Source organism: Pseudomonas sp. GD04091 (genome assembly GCF_029836165.1).
Taxonomy (GTDB): Bacteria; Pseudomonadota; Gammaproteobacteria; order Pseudomonadales; family Pseudomonadaceae; genus Aquipseudomonas.
Genome location: NZ_JAOEBG010000029.1, coordinates 1 through 25122, shown reverse-complemented (window position 1 = coordinate 25122; position 25122 = coordinate 1). Strand labels below are relative to the sequence as shown.

General features: G+C 64.9%; 26 protein-coding genes. 21 read left to right on the top strand and 5 right to left on the bottom strand.

The features are described 5' to 3' along the window. The first annotated feature begins 1 nt into the window (after position 1). The 13 genes from N7422_RS24440 to N7422_RS24380 all read left to right on the top strand — a co-directional run bounded on the left by N7422_RS24440 (position 2) and on the right by N7422_RS24380 (position 13696). Positions 2 to 523, top strand: a complete 522-nt coding sequence (locus tag N7422_RS24440) for a chemotaxis protein CheW (protein WP_279808932.1) — start codon at positions 2 to 4, stop codon at positions 521 to 523. Then, complete coding sequence (locus N7422_RS24435) at positions 520 to 1773, top strand: CheR family methyltransferase (protein WP_279808931.1); 1254 nt, start codon at positions 520 to 522, stop codon at positions 1771 to 1773. The genes N7422_RS24440 and N7422_RS24435 overlap by 4 nt, the downstream gene beginning before the upstream one ends. Further along, a complete protein-coding gene (locus N7422_RS24430) occupies positions 1770 to 2429 on the top strand; it encodes a chemotaxis protein CheW (RefSeq protein WP_279808930.1) in 660 nt (219 codons plus the stop codon). The genes N7422_RS24435 and N7422_RS24430 overlap by 4 nt, the downstream gene beginning before the upstream one ends. Then, complete coding sequence (locus N7422_RS24425; protein ID WP_279808929.1) at positions 2426 to 4717, top strand: hybrid sensor histidine kinase/response regulator; 2292 nt, start codon at positions 2426 to 2428, stop codon at positions 4715 to 4717. The genes N7422_RS24430 and N7422_RS24425 overlap by 4 nt, the downstream gene beginning before the upstream one ends. Further along, positions 4714 to 5727 (top strand): chemotaxis response regulator protein-glutamate methylesterase, encoded by a 1014-nt coding sequence (locus N7422_RS24420; protein ID WP_279808928.1) that lies wholly within the window; start codon positions 4714 to 4716, stop codon positions 5725 to 5727. The genes N7422_RS24425 and N7422_RS24420 overlap by 4 nt, the downstream gene beginning before the upstream one ends. Positions 5728 to 5778: 51 nt before the next feature. Further along, positions 5779 to 6783, top strand: coding sequence for a PleD family two-component system response regulator (locus N7422_RS24415; RefSeq protein ID WP_279808927.1), 1005 nt, complete (start codon positions 5779 to 5781; stop codon positions 6781 to 6783). A gap of 201 nt (positions 6784 to 6984) precedes the next feature. Then, positions 6985 to 8080 (top strand): peptide chain release factor 2 gene (gene prfB / locus N7422_RS24410; RefSeq protein WP_139121065.1). Its coding sequence is split into 2 segments (ribosomal slippage): positions 6985 to 7056 and positions 7058 to 8080, totalling 1095 coding nucleotides; the frame shifts between segments, so codons are not numbered across the junction. A 93-nt stretch (positions 8081 to 8173) separates the two neighbouring features. After that, positions 8174 to 9676, top strand: a complete 1503-nt coding sequence (lysS, locus tag N7422_RS24405; RefSeq protein ID WP_279808926.1) for a lysine--tRNA ligase — start codon at positions 8174 to 8176, stop codon at positions 9674 to 9676. A 189-nt stretch (positions 9677 to 9865) separates the two neighbouring features. Continuing rightward, positions 9866 to 10570: a TetR family transcriptional regulator gene (locus N7422_RS24400; protein WP_279808925.1), complete on the top strand. Its 705-nt coding sequence runs from the start codon at positions 9866 to 9868 to the stop codon at positions 10568 to 10570. 29 nt (positions 10571 to 10599) lie between these two features. Then, positions 10600 to 11148, top strand: a complete 549-nt coding sequence (locus tag N7422_RS24395) for a hypothetical protein (protein ID WP_279808924.1) — start codon at positions 10600 to 10602, stop codon at positions 11146 to 11148. A gap of 52 nt (positions 11149 to 11200) precedes the next feature. Further along, positions 11201 to 12478 carry a flavohemoglobin expression-modulating QEGLA motif protein gene (locus N7422_RS24390; protein ID WP_279808923.1) on the top strand — a complete coding sequence of 426 codons (1278 nt, stop codon included), beginning with the start codon at positions 11201 to 11203 and terminating at the stop codon, positions 12476 to 12478. Next, positions 12450 to 13373: an alpha/beta hydrolase gene (locus tag N7422_RS24385; protein ID WP_279808922.1), complete on the top strand. Its 924-nt coding sequence runs from the start codon at positions 12450 to 12452 to the stop codon at positions 13371 to 13373. Before N7422_RS24390 ends, N7422_RS24385 begins: the two co-directional genes overlap by 29 nt. Further along, on the top strand, positions 13370 to 13696 hold the full coding sequence (locus N7422_RS24380) for a hypothetical protein (protein ID WP_279808921.1): 327 nt from the start codon (positions 13370 to 13372) through the stop codon (positions 13694 to 13696). Before N7422_RS24385 ends, N7422_RS24380 begins: the two co-directional genes overlap by 4 nt. A 132-nt stretch (positions 13697 to 13828) precedes the next feature. On the opposite strand, the gene N7422_RS24375 is transcribed toward N7422_RS24380, so the two are convergent. The 4 genes from N7422_RS24375 to N7422_RS24360 form a co-directional block, all read right to left on the bottom strand. Continuing rightward, complete coding sequence (locus tag N7422_RS24375; RefSeq protein WP_279808920.1) at positions 13829 to 14113, bottom strand: type II toxin-antitoxin system Phd/YefM family antitoxin; 285 nt, start codon at positions 14111 to 14113, stop codon at positions 13829 to 13831. Between the two features lie 124 nt (positions 14114 to 14237). Further along, a complete protein-coding gene (locus N7422_RS24370; protein ID WP_279808919.1) occupies positions 14238 to 15026 on the bottom strand; it encodes an OmpA family protein in 789 nt (262 codons plus the stop codon). Positions 15027 to 15074: 48 nt separating this feature from the next. Next, positions 15075 to 15488, bottom strand: coding sequence for a DUF4398 domain-containing protein (locus N7422_RS24365; protein WP_279808918.1), 414 nt, complete (start codon positions 15486 to 15488; stop codon positions 15075 to 15077). A gap of 256 nt (positions 15489 to 15744) precedes the next feature. Continuing rightward, positions 15745 to 16089: a pilin assembly protein gene (locus N7422_RS24360; protein WP_279808917.1), complete on the bottom strand. Its 345-nt coding sequence runs from the start codon at positions 16087 to 16089 to the stop codon at positions 15745 to 15747. A 144-nt stretch (positions 16090 to 16233) separates the two neighbouring features. Between N7422_RS24360 and ppc the strand changes: the two genes are divergently transcribed. The 7 genes from ppc to N7422_RS24325 all read left to right on the top strand — a co-directional run bounded on the left by ppc (position 16234) and on the right by N7422_RS24325 (position 23371). Further along, positions 16234 to 18861 carry a phosphoenolpyruvate carboxylase gene (ppc, locus tag N7422_RS24355; RefSeq protein WP_279808916.1) on the top strand — a complete coding sequence of 876 codons (2628 nt, stop codon included), beginning with the start codon at positions 16234 to 16236 and terminating at the stop codon, positions 18859 to 18861. 258 nt (positions 18862 to 19119) lie between these two features. Beyond that, positions 19120 to 19770 (top strand): adenylate kinase, encoded by a 651-nt coding sequence (gene adk / locus N7422_RS24350; protein WP_279808915.1) that lies wholly within the window; start codon positions 19120 to 19122, stop codon positions 19768 to 19770. Between the two features lie 90 nt (positions 19771 to 19860). Next, complete coding sequence (gene tsaB / locus N7422_RS24345) at positions 19861 to 20535, top strand: tRNA (adenosine(37)-N6)-threonylcarbamoyltransferase complex dimerization subunit type 1 TsaB (protein ID WP_279808914.1); 675 nt, start codon at positions 19861 to 19863, stop codon at positions 20533 to 20535. Between the two features lie 132 nt (positions 20536 to 20667). Beyond that, positions 20668 to 20958, top strand: coding sequence for a hypothetical protein (locus N7422_RS24340; protein WP_279808913.1), 291 nt, complete (start codon positions 20668 to 20670; stop codon positions 20956 to 20958). 3 nt (positions 20959 to 20961) lie between these two features. Further along, positions 20962 to 21831, top strand: a complete 870-nt coding sequence (locus tag N7422_RS24335; protein ID WP_279808912.1) for a DUF72 domain-containing protein — start codon at positions 20962 to 20964, stop codon at positions 21829 to 21831. Between the two features lie 22 nt (positions 21832 to 21853). Then, positions 21854 to 22684, top strand: a complete 831-nt coding sequence (locus N7422_RS24330) for an isocitrate lyase/phosphoenolpyruvate mutase family protein (RefSeq protein ID WP_279808911.1) — start codon at positions 21854 to 21856, stop codon at positions 22682 to 22684. A gap of 6 nt (positions 22685 to 22690) precedes the next feature. Next, entirely contained in the window at positions 22691 to 23371 is a 681-nt protein-coding gene (locus N7422_RS24325) for an extensin family protein (RefSeq protein ID WP_279808910.1), read from the top strand. Between the two features lie 2 nt (positions 23372 to 23373). On the opposite strand, the gene N7422_RS24320 is transcribed toward N7422_RS24325, so the two are convergent. Next, positions 23374 to 23994, bottom strand: a complete 621-nt coding sequence (locus N7422_RS24320) for an energy transducer TonB (RefSeq protein ID WP_279808909.1) — start codon at positions 23992 to 23994, stop codon at positions 23374 to 23376. A gap of 96 nt (positions 23995 to 24090) precedes the next feature. Here N7422_RS24320 and N7422_RS24315 point away from each other — a divergent pair, with 96 nt between their 5' ends. Beyond that, on the top strand, positions 24091 to 24873 hold the full coding sequence (locus N7422_RS24315; RefSeq protein WP_279808908.1) for a class I SAM-dependent methyltransferase: 783 nt from the start codon (positions 24091 to 24093) through the stop codon (positions 24871 to 24873). The last annotated feature ends 249 nt before the right edge of the window (positions 24874 to 25122 follow it).

The window sequence follows — 25122 nt, the reverse complement described above, 5'->3', positions numbered from 1 at the left end:
GATGAACGACTTGGCCCCCCGCGAAGATCGCAGCGCTACCGAAAAGGGCGTGCTGTACCTGCAGTTTCGCATCGCCGACCAGCGTTTCGCCCTGGATGTGCGCGAGGTGATCGAAGTGCTGCCGCGCCGTACCCTAAAACCCATAGCCCAGGCGCCCGCCTGGGTGGCTGGTGTGTTCGCCCACCGTGGCGTGCTGGTGCCGGTGCTCGACCTTTCCGCGCTGAGCTTCGGTACCCCGGCTGCGTCGCGCAGCAGCACGCGCCTGGTGCTGGTGCATTATCGCGCCGACCCGCTGCGCCCTGAGCTGCAACTGGGGCTGATCCTGGAGCAGGCCACCGATACGGTGCGTTGCGCGCCCGATGAGTTCCATCCCTATGGCCTGGACAACGGTGAGGCGCGTTACCTGGGGCCGGTGCGTGAGGATGCCCGAGGGTTGTTGCAGCGTATCGAGGTGAACGATCTGTTGCCGGAAAGCGTCCGTCAGCTGCTGTATCCGGTCGAGCCCGGGCAGGTGCCGGCATGAACGAATTACGATTTTTCCGTTTCCTGCAGGAGCGCATCGGCCTGGACGTCGAGTCGGTCGGCGCGCCCATGGTCGAGCGCGCCTTGCGCCAGCGTTGCGCCGCCTCGCAGGCGATGGACCTGGACGACTACTGGCTGCGCCTGCAGCAATCGACCGATGAACAGCAGGCGCTGATCGAGGCGGTCGTCGTACCGGAGACCTGGTTCTTCCGCTATCCCGAATCCTTCACCGCCCTGGTGGGGCTCGCCCACAAGCGCCTGGCCGAGCTTGCCGGGGCGCGGCCCTTGCGGATCCTCAGCCTGCCGTGCTCGACTGGCGAGGAACCCTATTCGATTGCCATGGCGCTGCTGGACGGTGGGCTCACCCCTGGGACTTTCCGTATCGATGGCATCGATGTCAGTCCGAGTTCGGTGGCCAAGGGCGAGCAGGCGACCTACGGACGCAACTCTTTCCGCGGCAGCGACCTGGCCTTTCGTAGCCGGCATTTTCGTGAGGTTGGCGACGCCCATCATCTCGATGAACGCGTGCGCCAGCAGGTCAGTCTGCAGGTGGGCAATGTCCTCGATCCGGCGCTCAAAGGGCGTGAGGGGCTGTACGACTTCGTGTTCTGTCGCAACTTGCTGATCTATTTCGATGTGCCTACCCAGCAACGGGTGTTCGAGGTGCTCAAGCATCTGACTCATGCCCAGGGCGTGCTGTTCATCGGGCCCGCCGAGGGTAGCCTGCTGGCGCGCCTGGGCATGCGTCCTCTGGGGATCGCGCAGTCGTTCGCCTACGTTCGTCAGGATGATATCGCTGCGGCCATCACCGCCAGCGCAGCCATGCCGGTGCCGCGAGTGCTTGCGTCGAGCCTGCCGCCACGTGTCGCGCCACTGCCGCCGCGCGCTCCCAGGCCGAGCCCTGTGCCGGTCCCAAGACCCGCTTCGCCGGACAACGAGGCACAGCTGCTGGCCGCCATCGCCCGGCATGCCAATGCGGGTGACAGCGAACAGGCCAGGGTGGGGTGCGAGCGCTATCTGCAGCAGTTCTCTCCCAAGGCGCAGATCTTCTATTGGCTGGGGTTGCTCAGCGACATGCAAGCCGATGTCGCCCAGGCCATTACCCACTACCGCAAGGCGCTCTATCTCGAGCCCCAGCACCCGGAAGCGCTGATGCACCTGGCGGCGCTGCTGGCCTCGCAAGGAGACGAGGCGGGTGCTCGGCGCTTGCAGGAGCGAGCGGCACGGGCGGGACGGGAGTCTGAACGATGAACCACGATATGCAGCTGATCGCCCATGATGACGCGCTCATCGATGATTGCTGGAACCGCATCGGCGTGCATGGCGACAAGCAGTGCCCGTTGCTGGAGCGGCATGTGCATTGCCGCAATTGCGAAGTGTATGCCGAGGCGGCCACGCGTTTGCTGGACCGCTATGCACTGATTCAGGATGAGCAGTTCGAAACCACCGCGCCGCAGGAGTGCGTGGTTGGCCGTTCCCTGCTGCTGTTCCGCCTGGGTGAGGAGTGGCTGGCCCTGGCCACCGCCTGCCTGGCCGAGATCGCCCCGCTGCAGCCGGCGCATTCATTGCCGCACCAGCGCTCGCGAGTATTGCAGGGGGTCGCCAATGTGCGTGGTGCGCTGGTGCCATGCCTGTCCCTGGTCGACCTGCTGGGCGTGCCGGCCGAGGCCGCTGCCGAGCGTACCGGGCGGGCCATGCCGCGCATGCTGATCCTGGCCGCCGAAGGCGGGCCCGTGGTGGTGCCGGTGGACGAAATCGACGGCATCCATCGTCTCGACCTCGCGGGCCTGGAAAACGGTCGCGACGCGGCGCACTTCACCACGGCGGTCCTGCAGTGGCGTGGACGCAGCGTGCGCGTGCTGGATGAACAACAGCTGATGTCAGCCGTGAAGCGGAGCCTGTCATGACCCCGGAGCAAATGCGCGATGCGTCGCTGCTCGAGCTGTTCAGCCTGGAGGCCGAGGCACAGACCCAGGTGCTCAGCGCGGGGCTGATGGCGCTGGAGCGCAACCCCGCCCAGCCCGACCAGCTCGAGGCCTGCATGCGGGCGGCCCACTCCCTCAAGGGCGCTGCGCGCATCGTCGGCATCGACGCGGGCGTCAGCGTCGCCCATGTGATGGAAGACTGCCTGGTGGCCGCCCAGGAGGGCCGGTTGGTGTTGCGTCCGGAACATATCGATGCCTTGTTGCAGGGCACCGACCTGTTGATGCGCATCGCCACCCCGGGCGACCCGGGTGGCGAAGCGGCCGTGTCGGTGTTCCTGGCGCAGATGGCTGGGGTGCTGGATCCGTCGGTATCCGTGGCTGCGTCCATCGTCACGCCGGTCGAGCCAGACCAGGCCGTGCTCCCGCTCGTCGAGCCTCTGGCGCTCGAGGCCACCGCCGAGCCGGAAGCCGAGCCAGAGTTGGTCGCCCAGCGCAAGGTCGGCAGGCGAGGCGGCGAAGGCGGCGAGCGGGTGTTGCGGGTGACGGCCGATCGCCTGAACAGCCTGCTCGACCTGTCGAGCAAGTCACTGGTGGAGACTCAACGCCTGAAGCCCTATCTGGCGACGTTGCAGCGGCTCAAGCGCATGCACGGCCAGGGCATGCGCGCGCTGGATGGGCTCAAGACCCAGCTGGAAGACAGCGGCCAGGCCCCCGAGGTGCTCGCGGCCCTGGCCCAGACCCAGCACCTGCTGGCCGAAACCCAGCAGATCCTGCTGCAGCAGGCTGCCGATCTGGATGAGTTCGGGTGGCAGGCCAGCCAGCGCGCGCAACTGTTGTACGACACCGCGCTGGCCTGCCGCATGCGCCCGTTCGCCGATGTACTGGCCGGGCAGAGCCGCATGGTCCGAGACCTCGGGCGTTCGCTGGACAAACCGGTGCGGTTGGTCGTCGAGGGGGAGAAGACCCAGGTCGACCGCGATGTGCTGGAGAAGCTCGAGGCCCCGCTGACGCACCTGCTGCGCAATGCCGTCGATCATGGCATCGAACTGCCCGAGCAACGTCTGCTGGCCGGCAAACCCGCCGATGGCACGATACGCCTGAGGGCGTCGCATCAGGCCGGGCTGTTGATCCTCGAATTGTCCGACGACGGTGCTGGTATCGATCTGGAGCGCCTGCGCCGCAGCATCGTCGAGCGCGCCTTGTCGCCGGCCGACACCGTGGCGCAGATGAGCGAGGCCGAGTTGCTGACGTTCCTGTTCCTGCCCGGTTTCAGCCTGCGTGACACGGTTACCGAGGTGTCCGGACGAGGTGTCGGGCTGGATGCGGTACAGCACATGGTCCGCGAGCTGCGTGGCTCGATCGAGCTGACCCAGGTGGCCGGGCAGGGCTGCTGCTTCCACCTGGAGGTGCCGCTGACCCTGTCGGTGGTGCGCAGCCTGGTGGTCGAGGTGGGCGGGGAGGCCTATGCCTTCCCGCTGGCGCATATCGAACGCACGCTCGATGTGTCCGCCGAAGCCATCGTGCAGATCGAAGGACGCCAGCACTTCTGGCATGAAGGGCGGCATATCGGCCTGGTGGCCGCCAGCCAGCTGCTCAATCGACCGGCGGCCCAGGGGGACGAGCAGAGCCTGCGGGTGGTGGTGATCCGCGAGCGCGAACAGCTCTATGGCGTGGCTGTCGAGCGTCTGATCGGTGAGCGGGTGCTGGTGGTGATGCCGCTCGATCCGCGGCTGGGCAAGGTCCAGGACATTTCCGCCGGAGCATTGCTCGACGACGGATCGGTGGTGCTCATCGTCGATGTCGAAGACCTGCTGCGCTCGGTGGACAAGCTGCTCAGCACCGGACGTCTCGAGCGTATCGAGCGAGGCGGCAGGGCTGCCAAGGGCGTGGCACGCAAGCGCATCCTGGTGGTCGACGACTCGCTCACCGTGCGCGAACTGCAGCGCAAGCTGCTGGGCAACCGAGGCTACGACGTGGCGGTGGCCGTGGACGGCATGGACGGCTGGAACGCCCTGCGCAGCGATGACTTCGACCTGCTGATCACCGATATCGACATGCCGCGCATGGACGGCATCGAGCTGGTCACCCTGGTGCGTCGCGATCATCGCCTGCAGTCGCTGCCGGTGATGGTGGTGTCGTACAAGGACCGTGAAGAAGACCGGCGCCGTGGCCTGGATGCCGGCGCCGACTATTATCTGGCCAAGGCCAGCTTCCACGATGATGCGTTGCTGGACGCCGTCGTGGAGTTGATCGGAGGTGCCCAGGGATGAAGATCGCCATCGTCAACGACATGCCCATGGCCGTGGAAGCATTGCGCCGTGCGCTGGCCTTCGAGCCGGCGCATGAGGTGGTGTGGGTCGCCAGCAATGGCGCCGAGGCGGTGCGCTTGTGCGCCGAGCACACCCCCGACCTGATTCTGATGGACCTGATCATGCCGGTGATGGACGGTGTCGAGGCGACTCGCCGGATCATGGCCGAGACGCCGTGCGCCATCGTCATCGTCACCGTCGACCGCAAGCAGAATGTGCACCGCGTGTTCGAAGCCATGGGCCATGGCGCCCTGGACGTGGTCGACACGCCGGCGCTGGGCGCCGGAGATGCCCGGGAGGCCGCCGCGCCCCTGTTGCGCAAGATCCTCAATATCGGCTGGCTGATCGGCCAGCAACGGCCCAGTGCGCCCCGGGCGGTCGCCACGCCCCTGCGCGAGGTGTCGCAACGCCGGGCATTGGTGGCCATCGGCTCGTCCGCGGGCGGGCCGGCGGCGCTGGAGGTACTGCTCAAGGGATTGCCACGCAGTTTCCCGGCGGCGATCGTGCTGGTGCAGCATGTCGATCAGGTATTTGCCGCCGGCATGGCCGAATGGCTGAGTACAGCGTCGGGCCTGCCCGTGCGCCTGGCCCGCGAAGGCGAGCCGCCGCAGCCGGGTCAGGTACTGCTGGCGGGCACCAATCACCATATTCGCCTGCTGAAGAATGGCGAGCTGGCCTACACTGCGGAACCTGTCAACGAAATCTATCGGCCTTCGATCGATGTGTTCTTCGAGAGCGTCGCGCGTTACTGGTCCGGCGATGCGGTGGGCGTGCTGCTCACCGGCATGGGGCGCGATGGCGCCCAGGGCCTGAAGCTGATGCGCCAACAGGGCTTCCTGACCATCGCCCAGGACCAACAGAGCAGCGCGGTCTACGGCATGCCCAAGGCCGCTGCGGCGATCAACGCCGCAGTGGAAATTCGTCCGCTTGAGCGAATCGCCGGGCGACTGATGGAAATCTTTTCGAAATGACGATATGTATTGAGTCACGCCGCCTGGCCGGCAGTGATCTGGTGACTACGGATGAATGATCTACCGATCGAAGGTTTCACGACCATCAACGAAAGTGCGGCGATGGTCCTGCTGGTAGACGATCAGGCAATGATCGGCGAGGCGGTGCGGCGTGGGCTGGCCCACGAAGAGAACATCGACTTCCATTTCTGCGCCGACCCGCACCAGGCAGTGGCCCAGGCCATGCGCATCAAACCCACGGTCATCCTGCAGGACCTGATCATGCCAGGCCTGGACGGCTTGACGCTGGTGCGCGAGTACCGCAACAACCCGGCCACCCAGGACATCCCGATCATCGTGCTGTCGACCAAGGAAGACCCGCTGGTCAAGAGCGCGGCATTCGCCGCCGGAGCCAACGACTACCTGGTGAAGCTGCCTGACACCATCGAACTGGTGGCGCGTATCCGCTACCACTCGCGCTCGTACCTGACGCTGTTGCAGCGTGACGAGGCCTACCGGGCGCTGCGGGTGAGTCAGCAGCAGCTGCTCGACACCAACCTGATGCTGCAGCGGCTGATGAACTCCGACGGCCTCACCGGGCTGTCCAACCGACGTCACTTCGACGAGTACCTGGAACTGGAATGGCGCCGGGCCATGCGTGAACAGCAACAGCTGTCGCTGTTGATGATCGACGTGGATTACTTCAAGGCGTTCAACGACAGCTTCGGCCATCTGGCCGGCGACGAGGCTCTGCGCCAGGTGGCGGAGGCCATCCGCGGCAGCTGTTCGCGCCCCACCGACCTGCCGGCACGCTATGGCGGCGAGGAGTTCGCCCTGGTGCTGCCCAATACATCGCCCGGTGGTGCCCGGCTGGTCGCCGAAAAGCTGCGTCAGACCATCATGGCGCTGAAGATCCCCCACACCGTGCCAGAGGCCGCCTCGCACCTGACCGTAAGCATCGGTCTGGCGACCCTGACGCCGAGCGTCGGCAGCCACTGCCGGCAACTGATCTCGGCGGCGGACAAGGGCTTGTACCTGGCCAAGAACAGCGGCCGTAATCAGGTGGGGATCGCCTGATCGCCTGATCACTGGGCAAGCCGGTTCCCACGAACGCGGCGTCAGGCTTCAGGACGGGTTTGGTCTGTATTGGAGCGGGCTGGCCCCGCGATGGCACCCGTTCGGTCAGTGCTGGTAGCTGCCCGGCGGGTCTGCCGCCATGGCCCAGACTCGGTTATACTCCCCGGCTTTTCACCGAATTCGCACGAGAGCCGCCCGCCCATGGAAATCCAACCGATCCTGAACACCATCAAGGACCTCACCGAACGTTCCCAGTCCATTCGGGGGTATCTTTGACTACGATCACAAACATGATCGTCTGGTCGAAGTAAACCGCGAGCTGGAAGACGCCGCTGTCTGGAACAAACCCGAGTACGCCCAGGCCCTGGGGCGCGAGCGCGCCATGCTGGCGCAGGTGGTCGAGACCCTCGATAAACTGTCCAACGGCCTGACCGACTGCAAGGACCTGCTCGACATGGCTGTCGAGGAGGGCGATGAAGGCGCTGTCAGCGATGTCGAGACCGAGCTGCAAGGGCTTGAGGAATCCCTCGCCCAGCTCGAGTTCCGTCGCATGTTCAGCGGCGAGATGGACCCGAACAACGCCTACCTGGACATCCAGGCCGGCTCCGGCGGCACCGAGGCCCAGGACTGGGCCAACATCCTGCTGCGCATGTACCTGCGCTGGGCCGACAAGCGCGGCTTCGACGCCACCATCATCGAGCTGTCCGAAGGCGAAGTCGCCGGCATCAAGGGCGCCACCGTGCACATCAAGGGCGAGTACGCCTTCGGCTGGCTGCGCACCGAGATCGGCGTGCACCGCCTGGTGCGCAAGAGCCCGTTCGACTCCGGCGCCCGTCGCCACACCTCGTTCTCGGCGGTATTCGTCTCGCCCGAGATCGACGACAAGGTCGAGATCGAGATCAACCCGTCCGACCTGCGCATCGACACCTACCGTTCCTCGGGCGCGGGTGGTCAGCACGTCAACACCACCGACTCGGCGGTCCGTATCACCCACGTGCCGACCAACACCGTGGTGGCCTGCCAGAACGAACGTTCCCAGCACGCCAACAAGGACACCGCCATGAAGATGCTGCGGGCCAAGTTGTACGAGCTGGAAATGCAAAAGCGCAACGCCGCCTCGCAGGCGTTGGAAGACAGCAAGTCGGACATCGGCTGGGGCCACCAGATCCGTTCCTACGTGCTCGATGACTCGCGCATCAAGGACCTGCGTACCGGCGTCGAGCGCAGCGACTGCCAGAAGGTCCTGGACGGCGACCTCGACCAGTACCTGGAAGCGAGCCTCAAGCAGGGGCTGTAAGCATCCAAGCGGCGGCAAACCCGTGGGAGCGGGCTTGCCCCGCGATCCCTCACCCGCGTGGGGCAACGAACACCTGATGGAAAGAATGACGACATGAGCGACCTCAAGACCGAAGCGCAAGACCTGCAACAGGAAGAAAATGCCCTGATCGCCCTGCGCAAGGAAAAACTTGCCGCAGAGCGCGCCAAGGGCAATGCCTTCCCCAACGACTTCCGCCGCGACAGCTACTGCAACGACCTGCAGAAGCAGTACGCGGACAAGACCAAGGAAGAGCTGGAAGCAGCGGCGATCCCGGTCAAGGTTGCCGGTCGCATCATGCTCAACCGTGGCTCGTTCATGGTCATCCAGGACATGACCGGGCGCATCCAGGTCTACGTCAACCGCAAGACCCTGCCGGAAGAAACCCTGGCCGCGGTCAAGACCTGGGACCTGGGCGACATCATCAGCGCCGAAGGCACCCTGGCCCGCTCTGGCAAGGGCGACCTGTACGTCGAGATGACCAACGTGCGCCTGCTGACCAAGTCGCTGCGCCCGCTGCCGGACAAGCACCACGGCTTGACCGACACCGAGCAGCGCTACCGCCAGCGCTACGTCGACCTGATGGTCAACGAGGAAACCCGCCACACCTTCCGTGTGCGTTCGCAGGTGATCTCGCACATCCGCAAGTTCCTCATCGAGCGCGACTTCCTCGAAGTCGAGACGCCGATGCTGCAGACCATCCCGGGCGGCGCCGCGGCCAAGCCGTTCGAAACCCACCACAACGCGCTGGACATGGCCATGTTCCTGCGCATCGCCCCGGAGCTGTACCTCAAGCGCCTGGTGGTCGGTGGTTTCGAGAAGGTCTTCGAGATCAACCGCAACTTCCGTAACGAAGGTGTCTCGACCCGTCACAACCCCGAGTTCACCATGCTCGAGTTCTACCAGGCCTACGCCGACTACCGCGACAACATGGACCTCACCGAGGAACTGTTCCGCGAGCTGGCTCAGCTGGTACTGGGCACTACCGACGTGCCGTACGGCGACAAGGTGTTCCACTTCGGCGAGCCGTTCGTGCGCCTGTCGGTGTTCGACTCGATCCTCAAGTACAACCCCGAGCTGACCGCCGCCGACCTGCAGGACGTCGACCGTGCCCGTGAGATCGCCAAGAAGGCCGGCGCCAAGGTGCTTGGCCACGAAGGCCTGGGCAAGCTGCAGGTGATGATTTTCGAAGAGCTGGTCGAGCACAAGCTGGAGCAGCCGCACTTCATTACCGAATACCCGTTCGAAGTGTCGCCGTTGGCCCGTCGCAACGACGACAATCCGGCCGTGACCGACCGTTTCGAGCTGTTCATCGGTGGCCGCGAGATCGCCAACGCCTACTCCGAGCTCAACGACGCCGAAGACCAGGCCGAGCGTTTCCTGGCCCAGGTGGCCGAGAAGGACGCCGGTGACGACGAGGCCATGCACTACGACGCCGACTTCGTCCGCGCCTTGGAATACGGCATGCCGCCGACTGCCGGTGAAGGCATCGGCATCGACCGCCTGGTGATGCTGCTGACCAACTCGCCGTCGATTCGCGACGTGATCCTGTTCCCGCACATGCGTCCACAGGCCTGAGCGATCTGAACAAGCCGCCTTTCGAGGCGGCTTTTTCATGCCTGAAGCTTTATGTTGTCAGTGCGGGCCTCTTCGCGGGTAAACCCGCTCCCACAGGTGGATACGATGCCTGTGGGAACGGGTTTTACCCGCGAAGAGGCCGGTACATCCTACGCATGACCTCAAGAGGTATCTATCGTGACACCTGCAATGGCCCAACAAGGCGCCGCCGGCATCGCCACCGCCGTCGCCGAAAGCGTGCAGTACCAGGGCCGCAAGACCGCCCGCCAGGGTAGCGAGCAGCGCCGCCAGCAGATCCTCGACGCCGCCATGCGCATCGTCGTGCGCGATGGCGTGCGCGGCGTGCGCCACCGCGCCGTGGCCGCCGAGGCTGGTGTGCCGCTGTCGGCCACCACCTATTACTTCAAGGACATCCAGGACCTGCTGGCCGATACCTTCGCCCAGTACGTCGAGCGCAGTGCCGCCTACATGGCCAAACTGTGGGCCAACACCGAAGGCGTGCTGCGCCAGTTGTTGGCGCAGGGCGACGGCAGCCCGCAGGCCAGGGCGCGCCTGGTGGAGGAGGTGGCGCGCATGACCGCCGACTATGTCACTCGCCAGTTGAACAACCGCCGCGATTTCCTCATGGCCGAACAGGCCTTCCGCCAGGAGGCCCTGCTGTGCCCGCGCCTGGCCGAACTGGTTCGCGCCCATGAGCAGATCCTGCTGCATGGCGCCCGGCAGATGCTCCAGGTGGTCGGCTCGCGCCAGCCTGAGCAGGACGCCCGGATGTTGACGGCGATAATCGAGCAGATGGAATATCAGGGCCTGCTCAAGGATGCGAATGCGCAGGCCGATGAGCAGATGCTCGCTATCCTTGTCCGATACCTGCAGATGGTGCTGGCGTCGGCCTGAGTGGCGAACGATCTTTCAAGGAGAACCTGATGAAAGCCTGGCGTGTATTGGTGTTGAGCTTGTCGTTGCTCCTGCTGGGCGGGTGTCTGGTGACCTTCGACGAGCCGCTGCCGCCCAACCAGCCGGCGCCCAAGGCGCTGCTGGGGCAGTGGAGCAGCAAGGACGCCTGGGGCGAGCCGCTGAAGCTGAGCATCAGTCGTGCCGGTGGCAATACATACAAGGCGGTGGCCCGTGCCCAGGGCAAGGCGCCCGAGGAGTATGTCTTCACCGTGGCCCGGCACGGCAATCGCTGGTACCTGTCGGCTGGCGTTCCCAAGCGCCTGGGCGGCAACTTCCTGATTGGCGGGTTCGAGGTGATCGACGGCAAGCAGCTGGTGGTCTACAACCTCGATGTCGAGCAGGTGCAGCAGGCCGTCGCCAAGAAAGAACTCACTGGGCGCAATACCGAAGTGCCGGAAGATAACGGCGAGGGTGTGCTTATCGACAGTCCCACCGAGCGAGTGCTGGCGTACCTGGACGATCCAGCCAATTCCGATCTGTTCGTCGAGGTGGCGCGCTTCCAGCGTTCCGGTAAATAGCAGTGAGCATACCGGCCTTGTCGCGAGGCAAGGCTCCAAGAAGGAGTCCCGGGTGGACGAGTACCAGCAGACCATACGCACATTGTCCGACCGCATCGTCGCCACGCAGACCCCGATCCGCGTGCTCGATGCGGTTAAATGGGATGACGGCATCCGTCAGGGTTTTCTCAAGGGCAAAGGCAAGGAGCCACCTGCAGTGGACCGTGCCTATTACCAGAACCGCCCGTTGTCGTTCGATTCCAGTGCGGTGAAGGCCGAGTTCCAGAGCATCGAGCGCGACATCACGCGTCAGCTGGGCCAGTTCAACCCGGTCGGGCAGATCATGCGGCGCATGTGCAAGGAGTACCGCATGGTGGTGCGCATGCTCGAGGCGCGTGGCACCGAGGATTTCGGGCTGATCTCCCAGGAGCTCTATGGCGCGGCGTCCGATGCTTTCCATGCCGGTGACCCGACCCTGGCCGACCTGGGCCTGATGCTCTCGGACTACCTGAACAACATCGATGGCAGGGGCGACCTGAAGGACGAGCCGAAGAACCTCACGGCGAAGGAGGCGGTGGATATTCTCCAACGTCGCCTGAACAAGGTATTCGGCGAGGCCGAGGAAACCATTCGCGTGTTCGAGTCGGACGGTATCGTCGCCGACGCCGCGGCGGGCGCCGACTACATCAAGGTCCGCGCCGATGCCATGTTCAACAGTCGGGATGTGCGCGCCCTGGAGGTTCATGAAGGCCTGGTGCATGTCGGCACCACCCTCAATGGCCTGAACCAGCCGATCTGCACCTTCCTGGCCAAGGGGCCGCCCTCGTCCACGGTGACCCAGGAGGGACTGGCCATCCTCATGGAAGTGATTGCCTTCGCCTCCTACCCCAGCCGTCTGCGCAAGCTCACCAACCGTACCCGAGCCATCCACATGGTCGAGGAGGGCGCGGACTTCCTGCAGGTCTTCGAGTTCTTCCGTGGCCAGGGTTTCGAGATGGGCCAGAGCTACAGCAACGCCAGCCGGGTGTTCCGTGGCTCGGTGCCCAATGGCCTGCCATTCACCAAGGACTTGTCCTATCTCAAGGGCTTCATCATGGTTTACAACTACATTCAGTTGGCCGTGAAGAAGGGCAAGCTCGAGCAGATCCCGTTGCTGTTCTGCGGCAAGACCACCCTGGAAGACATGCGCACGTTGCGCCAGCTGGTCGAGGAAGGCCTGGTGGAGCCGCCCAAGTACCTGCCGGAGCAGTTCCGCGACCTCAATGCGCTGTCGGCCTGGATGTGCTTCTCCAACTTCCTCAACCACCTGAGCCTGGATCGCATTGAAGCCGACTACGCGAACATTCTCTGACGCCTGGCGTCACCTCGTCTTCGGCCTCGGGCTGCTGCTGTTGGGCGGCTGCAGCAGCCTGCTGTTCTACCCCGAACCTGGTCAGCCATTCACCCCGGAAAAAGCCCGGCTGCAGTACCAGAACCTGACCCTCACGGCCGCCGACGGAACCCGCCTGCACGGCTGGTGGATTCCGGTGCCGCAGGGTGTCGAGGTCAAGGGCACCGTGCTGCACCTGCATGGCAACGGCGGCAACCTGGCCTGGCACCTGGGCGGCAGTTACTGGTTGCCGAAAGAGGGCTACCAGGTGCTGATGATCGACTACCGCGGCTATGGCCTGTCCCAGGGCAAGCCAACGCTGCCCGAGGTGTATGGCGATATCGGCGCGGCGCTGGACTGGCTGGACCGCGCGCCGCCGGTGCAAGGCAAGCCGCTGGTGCTGCTGGGCCAGAGCCTCGGCGGGGCCATGGCCATCCATTACCTGGCGCAGCATCCCGAGCAGCGTCGTCGCTTCAGCGCCCTGGTGTTCGATGGCGTGCCGGCCAGCTACCGCGCGGTGGGGCGTTATGCCCTGAGCACCTCCTGGATGACCTGGCCGTTGCAGGTGCCGCTGTCGTGGCTGGTGCCGGATGGCGACAGCGCGATCAATTCCATAGAACGCCTGGAAAATCCGCCGAAGCTGTTCTTTCACAGCATCGACGACAACCTCGTGCCCTTGGACAACGGCCTGCGTCTGTACCGGCACGCGCCGCCACCTCGGGTCTTGCAGCTGACCCGGGGCGATCATGTGCAGACCTTCGCCGACCCGACCTGGCGTCAGGTGATGCTGCGCTTCCTGGACGACCCGACTCATTTCAACGGCCTGCGCCGCTTGGCCGAAGTGCCCAACTACCCTGACGAGAAGAACAAGCAATGAGTGAAGAACGCAATGCCATCCCGCTGATCCTGACCGGTGTCGGCAGCATCATCGTGACGGTGGGAGCCCTCTGGTACTACGGCTACCTGCATTTCGCCAAGCCCGAGGATGCCCTGTTGCTGCAGGACTTCACCATGCTCAAGACCGTTCCGGGCGAGGATTACAAGGTCTCGTTGACACCAGCGCCGCAGGTGGCGCAGTGCATCGATGGCGTGCTGGTGCTGTTCGATACCGAGCAGAAGGGGCTGACCGGCGTGCTGGTGGACGACCGCAAGCGTGCGGTGCGCTGCATGGGGCAGGAGACGCCGCAGCAGGTGCAGTGAACGTTTAACTTTGGCGGTGGTTTGTCCTTCTCCACCCTGGGCTGGCTCAATCGTTCCTGGCGCTTCTTCGCAAACTGCAGCCGCAACTGCGGTTCGAGTTTGCGAAACTCCCGCTCTGCCCGCACATCGAATTCAAGGTTGTAGCTTGCTGTCGCTTTCCGCCTCGGCGATAAGCTCATCGATACCCACCTTCACGGTGGGCCCTCCCGTTCGCTGACGTACCAGTTCCGCCAACTGCAAATCGTCAATCAGCTCCATCATTGCCTCGTAGCGCTCAGGCGGTACTGCATAGAAGGCAGGTTCGTTTCGATTGAGAATCACCACCGTTTCACCGCGGGCTTCGCGAAGGGTGCCCATTGGATCTTTCTTCAGGTCGGTGATGGATGCCGCCAGATCGGAAAGAACGGGGTAGGTCATTGTTGTACCAACCTGTTAGTCGAAAGGGCGCCATGAGTGGATCAGTGCTTTAAATGGTGCTTCGACGGCTGGCAGGCATGAAAAACCCGCCATCGAGGCGGGTTTTTCATTCAGCCAACAGCCGTTACCGCAACTGGCTCACCGAGCGCGGCGCCACCGGCTGGTTGTCGTTGGAGATGGTCACCTCCACCCGACGGTTTTGCGCACGACCGGAGTTGCTGGAGTTGTCCGCGACCGGGTACTCCTTGCCGTAACCCTGGGCGACGATTCGCGCCGGGTCGACACCGGCACGCACCAGCGCCATGCGCACGGCGCCGGCGCGGCGCTCGGACAGGGTCTGGTTGTAGTTGGCAGAACCGACGCTGTCGGTATAACCCTCGACGATCACCTTGCGCTCAGGGTTTTCCTGGAGGAACTGAGCCAGCTTGGTGACGTTCGGATAGGCGCTGCTCTTGAGCTCGGCCTTGTTGAAGTCGAACAGCACGTCACCGAAGGTCACCAGGGTGCCACGGTCGGTCTGCTTGGCGTTCAGGCTGTCCTGCAGCTTCTTGATCTGCGCGTCGCGGGCGTCGAGCTTGGCCTGGGCGCGCTGCGCCGCAGCGTTCTTCAGGTCAGCTTCGGCGGTGCGCAGGGCAATGGTCTGCTTGGCCACTTCGACACGCTGGTTGGTCAGGTAGGCGAGCTGGTCGACCTTCTTCTCATCCTCGCGGTCCATGTAGGCCTTGTCGGCCTTGTTCAGCCAGTCCTGTGCATCCTTGGTCTCGAGCGCGGCGATCTTGCTCGATTGCGGGTCGCTCTGCAGGGCCGAGAAGTTGGTACGGGCCGACTCGAGATTGGCGTTCGGGTCGTGGGAGCAGGCGGCGAGGCCTACGCTCAGGGCCAGCAGGGCGGGAATCATGACGTAATTGCGCATAGTGTTCATCCTTTGATCTTTAACGAAGGCGATAGCGGCGGTGCAGGCTTACTCAGCGCTGCGCAGGCCTTCCTCACGTACGTCCCGGACGCCCTGGCGGGCATCCTGCACGGCCTTCTGGGCCTTGGCCGCCTGGGCCTTGCGCTCGGCGACGCGGGCGTCCCATTCGGCCTGTTCGGCCAGCAGCTTGGCCTCGTCATACTTCTTGTCGTGCATGGCGATCTCGGCCTTCTTGAACTTGTCCTGGGCGGCCTTCATCTCCACCGCGGCGTACTCGGTGCCACCGGCGCTGACCGCCGAGTTGACCGCCGACTGGGTCACGGCGTATTGCTCGGTGGGCGGTTTGCCCGCGCAGCCAGCCAGCACCAGGCTGCTGCCCAGGGCCAGCGCGGCCAGCTTGAGCCCGCGCAGGTGAGTGGAAGAAGGTCGTTCGATGCGGGTCTTCATGGTGGTCAACTCCATTGGGTCACTCCTGTTAAACGACGATGGCCACGCAGTGGTCATCGCTGTTCCCCTGTTCTTGGCTTCGGGCGGCAAGGCCCGGATTTACAGGGTTTTGCCGTGATGGCTATTGGCTGTGACCGAGGCGTTTTTTGAATAGTTCAGAAAAATTTGCACGCTAAAGGTATTTTTTTCTGACTGATCAGTCAGCGACTTGCAAGCGGAACTTCTGCTGCAAATGACGGTATGCCGGGCAGTGCCCGGCACCCAGGGAGGCTCAGTGCGACTTGTCTTTCTGCACCCGGCCGAGGGCCTGCAGATGGCGACGGGACAGGGCCAGGAAGCGCGGTGTGGGGCCGATGTCCTCGTACAGCGGGTCGCCTTCCTCGTCGGTGGCGATCACCTGCTGGCCCTTGATGTAAGGGAAGCTGGCCTCCAGTTCCTCGAGCGCCGCCGCTACCAGTTCACCCAGCAGCTCCTCGGGGCTGCGCTTGGGGTACATGTCGATCAGCGCGGCCAGGCGCGCTTCGGCTTCCATGTCCAGGTGCAGGACATGGCCGGTGGGGCTCAGGCGCCCGGCGGCGTTCTGTTCCCAGTGCTGGGCGAGTTCGCGAATTTTCATGATGACCTCTGTCAAAGCCTCGAAAGTGGCATTGCTTCGGATGACCTGCTTTCACTTTAGTTGCTTTGGCCGCGCGCGGCTTGCCAGGCGCGTGCGGGAGTGGGCACTCTTGGAGCCTGCTGTTTCCCGGAATGGAGAGGCCCGATGAGCGATATCGATCTGCGCTTGCGTGAGGATGTGCACCTGTTGGGAGAACTGCTCGGCGAGACCATCCGCCAGCAGCATGGCGAGGTGTTCCTGCAGAAGATCGAGGACATTCGCCACAGCGCCAAGGCCGATCGTCGCGGCGCGGGCGAGCAGTTGAGCTCGACCCTGGGCGACCTGGCCGAGGAAGACCTGCTGCCGGTGGCGCGCGGGTTCAACCAGTTCCTCAACCTGGCCAATATCGCCGAGCAGTACCAGTTGATCCGGCGCCGTGATGCCGAGCAGCCGGAGCCGTTCGAGGCCCGGGTGCTGCCGGAACTGCTGGCGCGCCTGAAGGCGGCAGGCCACGGCGACGACGAGCTGGCCCGGCAGCTGGGCAGGCTGAGCATCGAACTGGTGCTCACCGCCCACCCGACCGAAGTGGCCCGCCGCACCCTGATCCAGAAGTACGACGCCATCGCCGCGCAACTGGCCGCGCAGGATCATCGCGACCTGAGTCCCGCCGAGCGCCAGCAGGTGCGCGAGCGCCTGCGTCGGCTGATCGCCGAAGCCTGGCATACCGAGGAGATCCGCCGTACCCGGCCGACCCCGGTGGATGAAGCCAAGTGGGGCTTCGCGGTCATCGAGCATTCGCTGTGGCAGGCGATCCCCAGTCATCTGCGCAAGGTCGATACGGCGCTGTTCGAGACGACCGGGCTGCGCCTGCCGCTGGAGTCGGCGCCGGTGCGTTTCGCCTCGTGGATGGGCGGCGACCGTGACGGCAACCCCAATGTCACCGCGGCGGTCACCCGCGAAGTCCTGCTGCTGGCGCGCTGGATGGCCGCCGACCTGTTCCTGCGCGATATCGACAGCCTGGCCGCTGAGCTGTCCATGCAGCAAGCCAGCGCCGCCCTGCGCGCGAAGGTCGGTGACAGCGCCGAACCCTATCGAGCGTTGCTCAAGCAGCTGCGTGACCGGCTGCGCGCCACCCGCGCCTGGGCCCATGCCTCGCTGACGGCAACCCAGCCGGCCAGTGCCGCGGTGCTGGTCGACAACCGCGACCTGATCGCGCCCCTGGAGCTGTGCTACCACTCGTTGCATGAGTGCGGCATGGGCGTGATCGCAGACGGGCCATTGCTCGACGCCCTGCGCCGGGCGGTGACATTCGGCCTGTTCCTGGTGCGCCTGGACGTGCGCCAGGATGCCGCCCGTCATCGCGATGCGCTGTCGGAGATCACCGACTACCTCGGAATGGGCCGCTACGCCGATTGGGACGAGGAGCGGCGCATCGCGTTTCTCCAGGCTGAACTGAAGAATCGTCGTCCGTTGCTGCCGGCGCATTTCCAGCCACAGGCCGATACGGCCGAAGTGCTTGCCACCTGTCGCGAGATCGCGGCCGCGCCCGCCGCGTCGCTGGGTTCCTATGTGATCTCCATGGCCGGCGCTGCCTCGGATGTGCTGGCGGTGCAGCTGCTGCTGAAGGAGGCGGGGGTCACCCGGCCAATGCGTGTGGTGCCGCTGTTCGAGACCTTGGCCGACCTGGACAACGCCGGTCCGGTGATGGAACGCCTGCTTGGCCTGCCGGGTTATCGCGCCGGGCTGCACGGGCCGCAGGAGGTGATGATCGGCTATTCCGATTCGGCCAAGGATGCCGGTACCACCGCGGCCGCCTGGGCGCAGTATCGCGCCCAGGAGAACCTGGTGCGCATCTGCCGCGAGCATCAGGTCGAACTGCTGTTGTTCCATGGTCGTGGCGGCACCGTCGGGCGCGGTGGCGGCCCGGCCCACGCGGCGATCCTGTCGCAGCCGCCGGGTTCGGTGGGCGGGCGTTTCCGCACCACCGAGCAGGGCGAGATGATTCGCTTCAAGTTCGGTTTGCCGGCGATCGCTGAGCAGAACCTCAATCTATACCTGGCTGCCGTGCTGGAGGCGACCCTGCTACCGCCTCCACCGCCGCAGCCGGCCTGGCGCGCGTTGATGGACCAGCTGGCCGCCGATGGGGTCAAGGCCTACCGTGGCGTGGTGCGCGAGACTGCGGACTTCGTCGAGTACTTCCGCCAGTCCACGCCTGAGCAGGAACTTGGCCGCCTGCCACTGGGCAGCCGCCCGGCCAAGCGCCGTGCTGGCGGCATCGAGAGCCTGCGGGCGATTCCCTGGATCTTCGGCTGGACTCAGACGCGGCTGATGCTGCCGGCCTGGCTGGGCTGGGAGACGGCCCTGAACAACGCACTGGCGCGCGGGCAGGGTGAGCTGCTGGCGCAGATGCGTGAACAATGGCCATTCTTCCGCACCCGCATCGACATGCTGGAAATGGTCCTGGCCAAGGCCGACGCGCAGATCGCCGAAGCCTACGACGAACGTCTGGTGCAACCCGAACTGCTGCCATTGGGGGCGCACCTGCGCGACCTATTGTCGCAGTCGTGCCAGGTGGTACTGGGCCTGACCGGGCAGCCGGTGCTACTGGCGCACAGCCCGGAAACCCTGGAATTCATCCGACTGCGCAACACCTATCTGGACCCGCTGCACCGCCTTCAGGCCGAACTGCTGGCGCGTTCACGCAGCCGCGAAGCCGCTCTGGACAGCCCGTTGGAACAGGCCTTGCTGGTGACCGTGGCGGGGATCGCGGCAGGGCTGCGCAACACCGGTTGAGGTGATTCACCGCACGTCGACGCGCAGGTGCCGCCGCGCCCTGGGCACTCGCCCGGTGGCCGGTTGCGCCGGGCGCAACCTGTCCCCCGGAACGCCGCAAGTGGCGCATTCCTGCCACTTTGGGACGCTTGTCGGGGGGGCGGGCGCTGTGTATCTTGAGCAGCCTTTTGACCGATTTTGCGGTCTCGTCCGATTTTCCGGAGTTGGCCTTGTGCGCCGAATCCGTTGATTTGCATAGAAAAATATGAGGAGCACAAGATGCGCGTAATTCTGCTGGGAGCTCCCGGGGCCGGTAAAGGTACTCAGGCAAAGTTCATCACCGAGAAGTTCGGTATTCCGCAGATCTCCACCGGCGACATGCTGCGTGCCGCCGTCAAGGCCGGCACCCCGCTGGGTCTGGAACTGAAGAAAGTCATGGATGCTGGTCAGCTGGTCTCCGACGAGCTGATCATCAGCCTGGTCAAGGAGCGCATCGCCCAGCCGGACTGCGCCAATGGCTGCCTGTTCGATGGCTTCCCGCGTACCATTCCACAGGCTGAAGCCATGGTCGCCGCCGGGGTCGATATCGATGCGGTGGTCGAGATCGCCGTGGACGACGAAGAGATCGTCGGCCGCATGGCGGGCCGCCGTGTGCACCTGGCCTCGGGCCGCACCTACCACATCGTCTACAATCCGCCGAAAGTGGAGGGCAAGGACGACGTCACCGGCGAAGACCTGATCCAGCGCGACGACGACAAGGAAGAAACCGTGCGTCATCGCCTGTCGGTCTACCACAGCCAGACCAAGCCGCTGGTGGACTTCTACCAGAAGCTGTCGGCCGCCAACGCCGGCAAGCCGAAGTACAGCCACATCGAAGGTGTCGGTTCGGTCGAGTCGATCACCGCCAAGGTGCTGGCAGCCCTGAGCTGAACCATCACCCTGCGTCACGACGGCCCGCTTGCGGGCCGTTGTCGTTTATACTGCCGGTCTTTTTCCCCTGTCGCCTGGATACCTCGTTCGATGACCACCCTGCTGGCCCTGGATACCGCCACCGAAGCCTGTTCCGTCGCCCTGCTGCATGACGGCAAGGTGACCAGCCATTACGAGGTGATCCCGCGCATGCATGCGCAGAAGCTGCTGCCGATGATCAAGCAGCTGCTGGCCGATGCCGGCGTGGCGCTGAGCGCGGTGGATGCCATCGTCTTTGGCCGTGGCCCGGGCGCCTTTACCGGCGTGCGCATCGCCATCGGCGTGGTCCAGGGCCTGGCGTTCGCCCTCGAGCGTCCGGTGCTGCCGATCTCCAACCTGGCCGCGCTGGCCCAGGGCGCGCTGCGTGAGCGAGGCGCACAGCAGGTGGCCGCGGCCATCGACGCGCGCATGGACGAGGTGTATTGGGGTTGCTACCGCGCCGAGCAGGGTGAGATGCGCCTGATCGGCCAGGAAGCGGTGCTGGCGCCCGAGCGTGTGGCGTTGCCCGCAGGCCTGGCCGGTGAGTGGTTCGGCGCCGGCACTGGCTGGGGTTACGCCGAGCGCCTGGCTGTGCAGGCTGCGGCCAGCGATGCCGCGGCATTGCCCAATGCCCTGGACGTCCTGACCCTGGCCAGCTTCGCCTGGGCGCGTGGCGAGGCGGTCGCCGCCGAGCAGGCGCAACCTGTCTACCTGCGCGATAATGTGGCTACGCCCAAGGCGCGTTGAAGGCAGTTCGTCGGCTATCGCCGTTCGAGATAAAACCTTTTGCGCGATCTGTGGTCCAGTTATCAGTTCGGGCATTAGCGCAGGATTCTGGATGCTGCTAAATTGCCATCATTGATCCTGAGTGCCCAATTCATGCGTATCGACGGCTTCTCCTCTCAGAGCTACCCCCTCAAGCGAGCACCTCGCAAGGCGTCGGTGCGCGATGAGGCCATCGACGAGGCCGACGCCGAAATCATCGATGACACCGATGCGCAGATCAGCCGGGCCAGCCGCCGCAGCGAGAACCTGCCGGCGCGTCAGCAGGATCTGATCTTCCCCCGTGCCCGCGATCGTCGTACGTCCTCGGCCCTGGCCAGCTACCTGACGACAGCCGGCTTCACCGACTGGGAGATGGAAGTGCTGGGGCTGGACCTGTACATTTGATGGATGACGCCATCCACCCTCCCTTACTTCCTCGGTTGTCCTTCCTGGGCTGAAAACGCCTGGCGCGATTATCTCTATCCCGCCGATTCGCGCACCAGCGAGTACCTTGGGCTCTACAGCCAGGTGTTCAACGCGGTCGAGGGCAATACCACCTTCTATGCCCGTCCCGCGCCGACGACCGTCGAGCGCTGGGCGCAGATCATGCCGACAGGGTTTCGCTTCACGGCCAAGTTCCCCGGCGATGTCAGTCACGCGGGCGATCTGCGCGAGCAGCTCGATTCGGCAAGCGATTTCACCCGGCTCATGGCGCCATTGGGCGAGCGGGTATCGCCGTACTGGCTGCAGTTGCCGGCGATGTTCGGTCCGGCGCGACTGGGCGAGCTGGCATGTTTTCTCGATGAGATCGGCGTTCCCGTGGCGGTGGAGGTGCGCAACGACGCCTTTTTCGCCCGGGGCGAGGAGGAGCGCCTGCTCAACCGCCTGTTGCATGAGCGTGGCGTCGAGCGCATCTGCCTGGACCCTCGTGCACTGTTCAGCTGTACCTCCCGCGAGCCCGCAGTGCTTCATGCGCAGTCCAAGAAGCCCAAGGTGCCACCGCGCCCCGCGGCCTTCAGCCAGCATCCGCAGGTACGTTTCATCGGCCACCCGGAGCTTGAGGCCAACGAACCATTCCTGACGCCCTGGGTCGACAAGGTCGCCGCCTGGATCGAAGAGGGCCGCAGCCCCTATGTGTTCCTGCACACGTCGGACAATCGGCTTGCCGCCGCGCTGGCCCAGCGTTTCCATCAGCGCCTGATGGCCCGCTTGCCGGGCCTTGCGGCGTTGCCTGAATTGCCACGCGCCCCTGAGGTCGAACAACTGGGACTACTGTGATCTGACTGCCGGAGGTTGAACCATGGATGTACAGACCCTGCGAGCCGAGGCCTTCAAGGCCCTGCATGAGCGTGATGGTGTGTTTGTCATTGCCAATCCGTGGGACGCCGGCTCGGCCAGGTTGTTGGCCAGCCTGGGCTTCGAGGCCCTGGCCACGACCAGCGCGGGCCTGGCGTTCAGCCTGGGGCGGCCGGATGCCGAGGGCGCGTTGACGCTGGACGAAACCCTGGACAATGCCCGCGCGATCGTCGATGCCACGCCGTTGCCGGTGGCGGCGGACCTGGAGAACGGATTCGGCGACCTGCCGCAAGACTGTGCGCAGACCATCCTGCGGGCCGCCGAGGCGGGCCTGGTGGGTGGTTCGATCGAGGATGCCAGCGGGCGCAGTGAGACGCCGATCTACGACTTCGAACTGTCCGTGGCGCGGGTGCGCGCCGCCGTGGAGGCCGCACGTGGCTTGTCGTTCCCCTTCACGCTCTGCGCTCGCGCCGAAAACCTGCTGCACGGGCGCCTGGACCTGGACGATACCATCCACAGGTTGCAAGCCTACGCCGAGGCCGGGGCTGATGTGTTGTATGCGCCAGGGTTGCGTAGCGTCGATGAAATCAGGGCGGTGGTGCAGGCGGTGGCGCCGAAGCCGGTGAATGTGCTGATGGGCATGGCCGGTGTGCCGCTGAGCGTGAACCAGCTGCAGGACCTGGGCGTGAAGCGCGTCAGTGTAGGCTCTTCGCTGGCGCGTGCTGCATTGGGCGCCTTTCAGCGGGCTGCGCTGGAGATTCGCGATCAGGGCACCTTCGGCTATGGCGAGCAGGCGTTGCCGTTCGCCGAGCTCAATGAACTGTTCCGCCGCTGAGGCCCCGTGCGCATAGTGCTGGTCAGCCTGCTGCTTGCCGCGGTGCTGGCCTGGCTGCTGGGCTGGCGCCCGCCACAGGCCTGGAATCCCTGGGCCGGCCTGGATGTGCGCCAGCCACCTAACCTGCTGACGCCGTACAAGTTGTCACGCCTGCGCGACGATCCCCAGTTGTGTCAGGAGGCGCTGCGTACCTCGGCACTGCGCTATCGGCAGCAGGCTGACAGCCCGGCCGGTGCCGATTGTCCTTTGCTCGATGTCTGGCGAATCGAAAGCGGCGAGGCGCGCTTGAGCAGCAGTTTCCTCGCCAGTTGCCCGCTGGCGGTCGCCTATGCATTGTTTGAGCGCCATGGCCTGCAGCCGGCGGCGCAGCGGGTATTCGGCCAACCGGTGAGCCAGGTCGAGCATCTGGGCAGTTTCGCCTGCCGCAATGTCTATCACCGCAAGCAGGGGCGGCTCAGCCAGCATGCCACGGCCAATGCCCTGGATATCAGCGGCTTTCGTCTGAAGGATGGCCAGCGCATCGTGCTGGCTCGGGACTGGCAAGGGGGCGGGCAGAAGGCGCAGTTCCTGCGCCAGGTGCAGCGCGCGGCCTGCGACAGTTTCAATACGGTGTTGGGGCCGGACTACAACGCCGCCCACCGTAACCACTTTCATCTGGACATGGGCTTCTGGCAGATCTGCCGCTGAACTCAGGCGTGCAGGCGCACATTGTTCAACACCACCGGGCGTGCCCAGTGGGTGTCGAACGCCAGGTCGTTCTGCTGGTTGGCCAGGGTCTGATCGTCGAAGGGCTCGGGCGCGGGGTCGAGCAGGTTCATCTCGAACTCGGCGATGGGCAGGAACAGCGGGCGAGGCGTTGGCCCGGGGCCTGGCTCGGCGATGGCGTGCCCCTGGTTCATGACGACCGGGCGCAACCAGCTGTTGTTGATATCGAGTTGGCGTTGCTGCTCGATCAGCTCGGCGGTGCTGAAGGGCTCGGGAGCGGGTTCCAGCAGGTCGGCTTGCAATTGCGCCTTGGGCAGGAACAGCGGCTCGGGCGGTGCCACTTCGGTGTCGTGAACCGGCAGGACGCGCTGGGCGTCGATCAGGGCCAGCGCCCGAGCGCCGCCGATGGGTTCGCCGCTGTCCTTGTCGCACTGCATCAGCGCCTGGCTGAAACTGTCGACCTCACCTTCCTGTTGCTCCGCCACGGCGCGGGCAAAGAAGTCCTGCCACAAGTGGCTGACGCCACCCAGGGCCTGGGTGTTCTGCCGACCGTAGTTGCCGACAGGCGACAGGTAGGTCAAGCCGATGGGAAGAGTGTCTGACATGGCAGTCGCGCGCGTTGTGCTCTGGCAGAATAGCGGGATATTGCCTGTATCGGCTGTGGCCGGGGTTTCATTAATTTATTTCGAGTGCGGGAACCGATGGTAGAGCGACAGCAGGGCACGGGTATCAGGGTCGAGGCGCTGGCCCCGCAATTTCAGGCGCAGGCCGAGGCGTGGGCCGCGCGGCTGGGCTTGCCGCTAGTTGACGAGGTGGCCGAGTTCGCTGTTCAGCTGGGGGCCGAGGGGTTGCAGATCCAGCAGTTGGGTCCCCAGGCGCCTGGGCCGGTGCGGGTGGATTTCGTCGAGGGCCAGGCGGCACATCGGCGCCTGTACGGCGGCGGCAATGGGCAGATGATCGCCAAGGCGGTGGGGATCGCCCAGGGTGTGCGGCCGCAGGTGCTCGATGCCACGGCGGGGCTGGGCAAGGACGCGTTCGTGCTGGCCAGCCTGGGTTGCCAGATGACCTTGATCGAGCGTCAGCCGTTGATTGCCGCGCTGCTCGAAGATGGACTGGAGCGGGCCCGTCAGGATGCCGAGGTCGGTGCGATCGTCGAGCGCATGCGCTTGCTGACTGGCAATGCCATCGAGCGCATGCGGGCGTGGGAGGGGGAGGCGCCGCAGGTGATCTACCTTGATCCGATGTTCCCGCACCGGGACAAGAGTGCGCTGGTGAAGAAGGAGATGCGGGTGTTCAGGCCGTTAGTCGGCGATGACTTGGATGCGCCGGCTTTGCTGGAGGCGGCGTTGGCGTTGGCCACGCACCGTGTGGTGGTCAAGCGGCCGCGCAAGGCGCCCATTATCGAGGGGGTCAAGCCGAGTCATAGCCTGGAGGGGAAATCGAGTCGGTACGATATTTATCCCAAGAAGGCTTTGAAGGCTTGAGTTTGTTGGTCTTGTTTTAGGTTTCGGGTTGTTTTGGACTCGGTGCATGGACCGCGAAAGGGCCAGAGCAGTCAACTTGTAACTAACTGCCCAAAAAATAACTTCAAACTTCTGCTCTTGCTCTTGCTCTTGCTCTTGCTCTTGCTCTTGCTCTTGCTTCTAAGCGCGCGATAGTTCAGGCGCCACAAATTGCGACTTCAGTAGGCCGAGCGCAGGACTTGCGGAGGGAGGTGACGGGCATGGATGCCC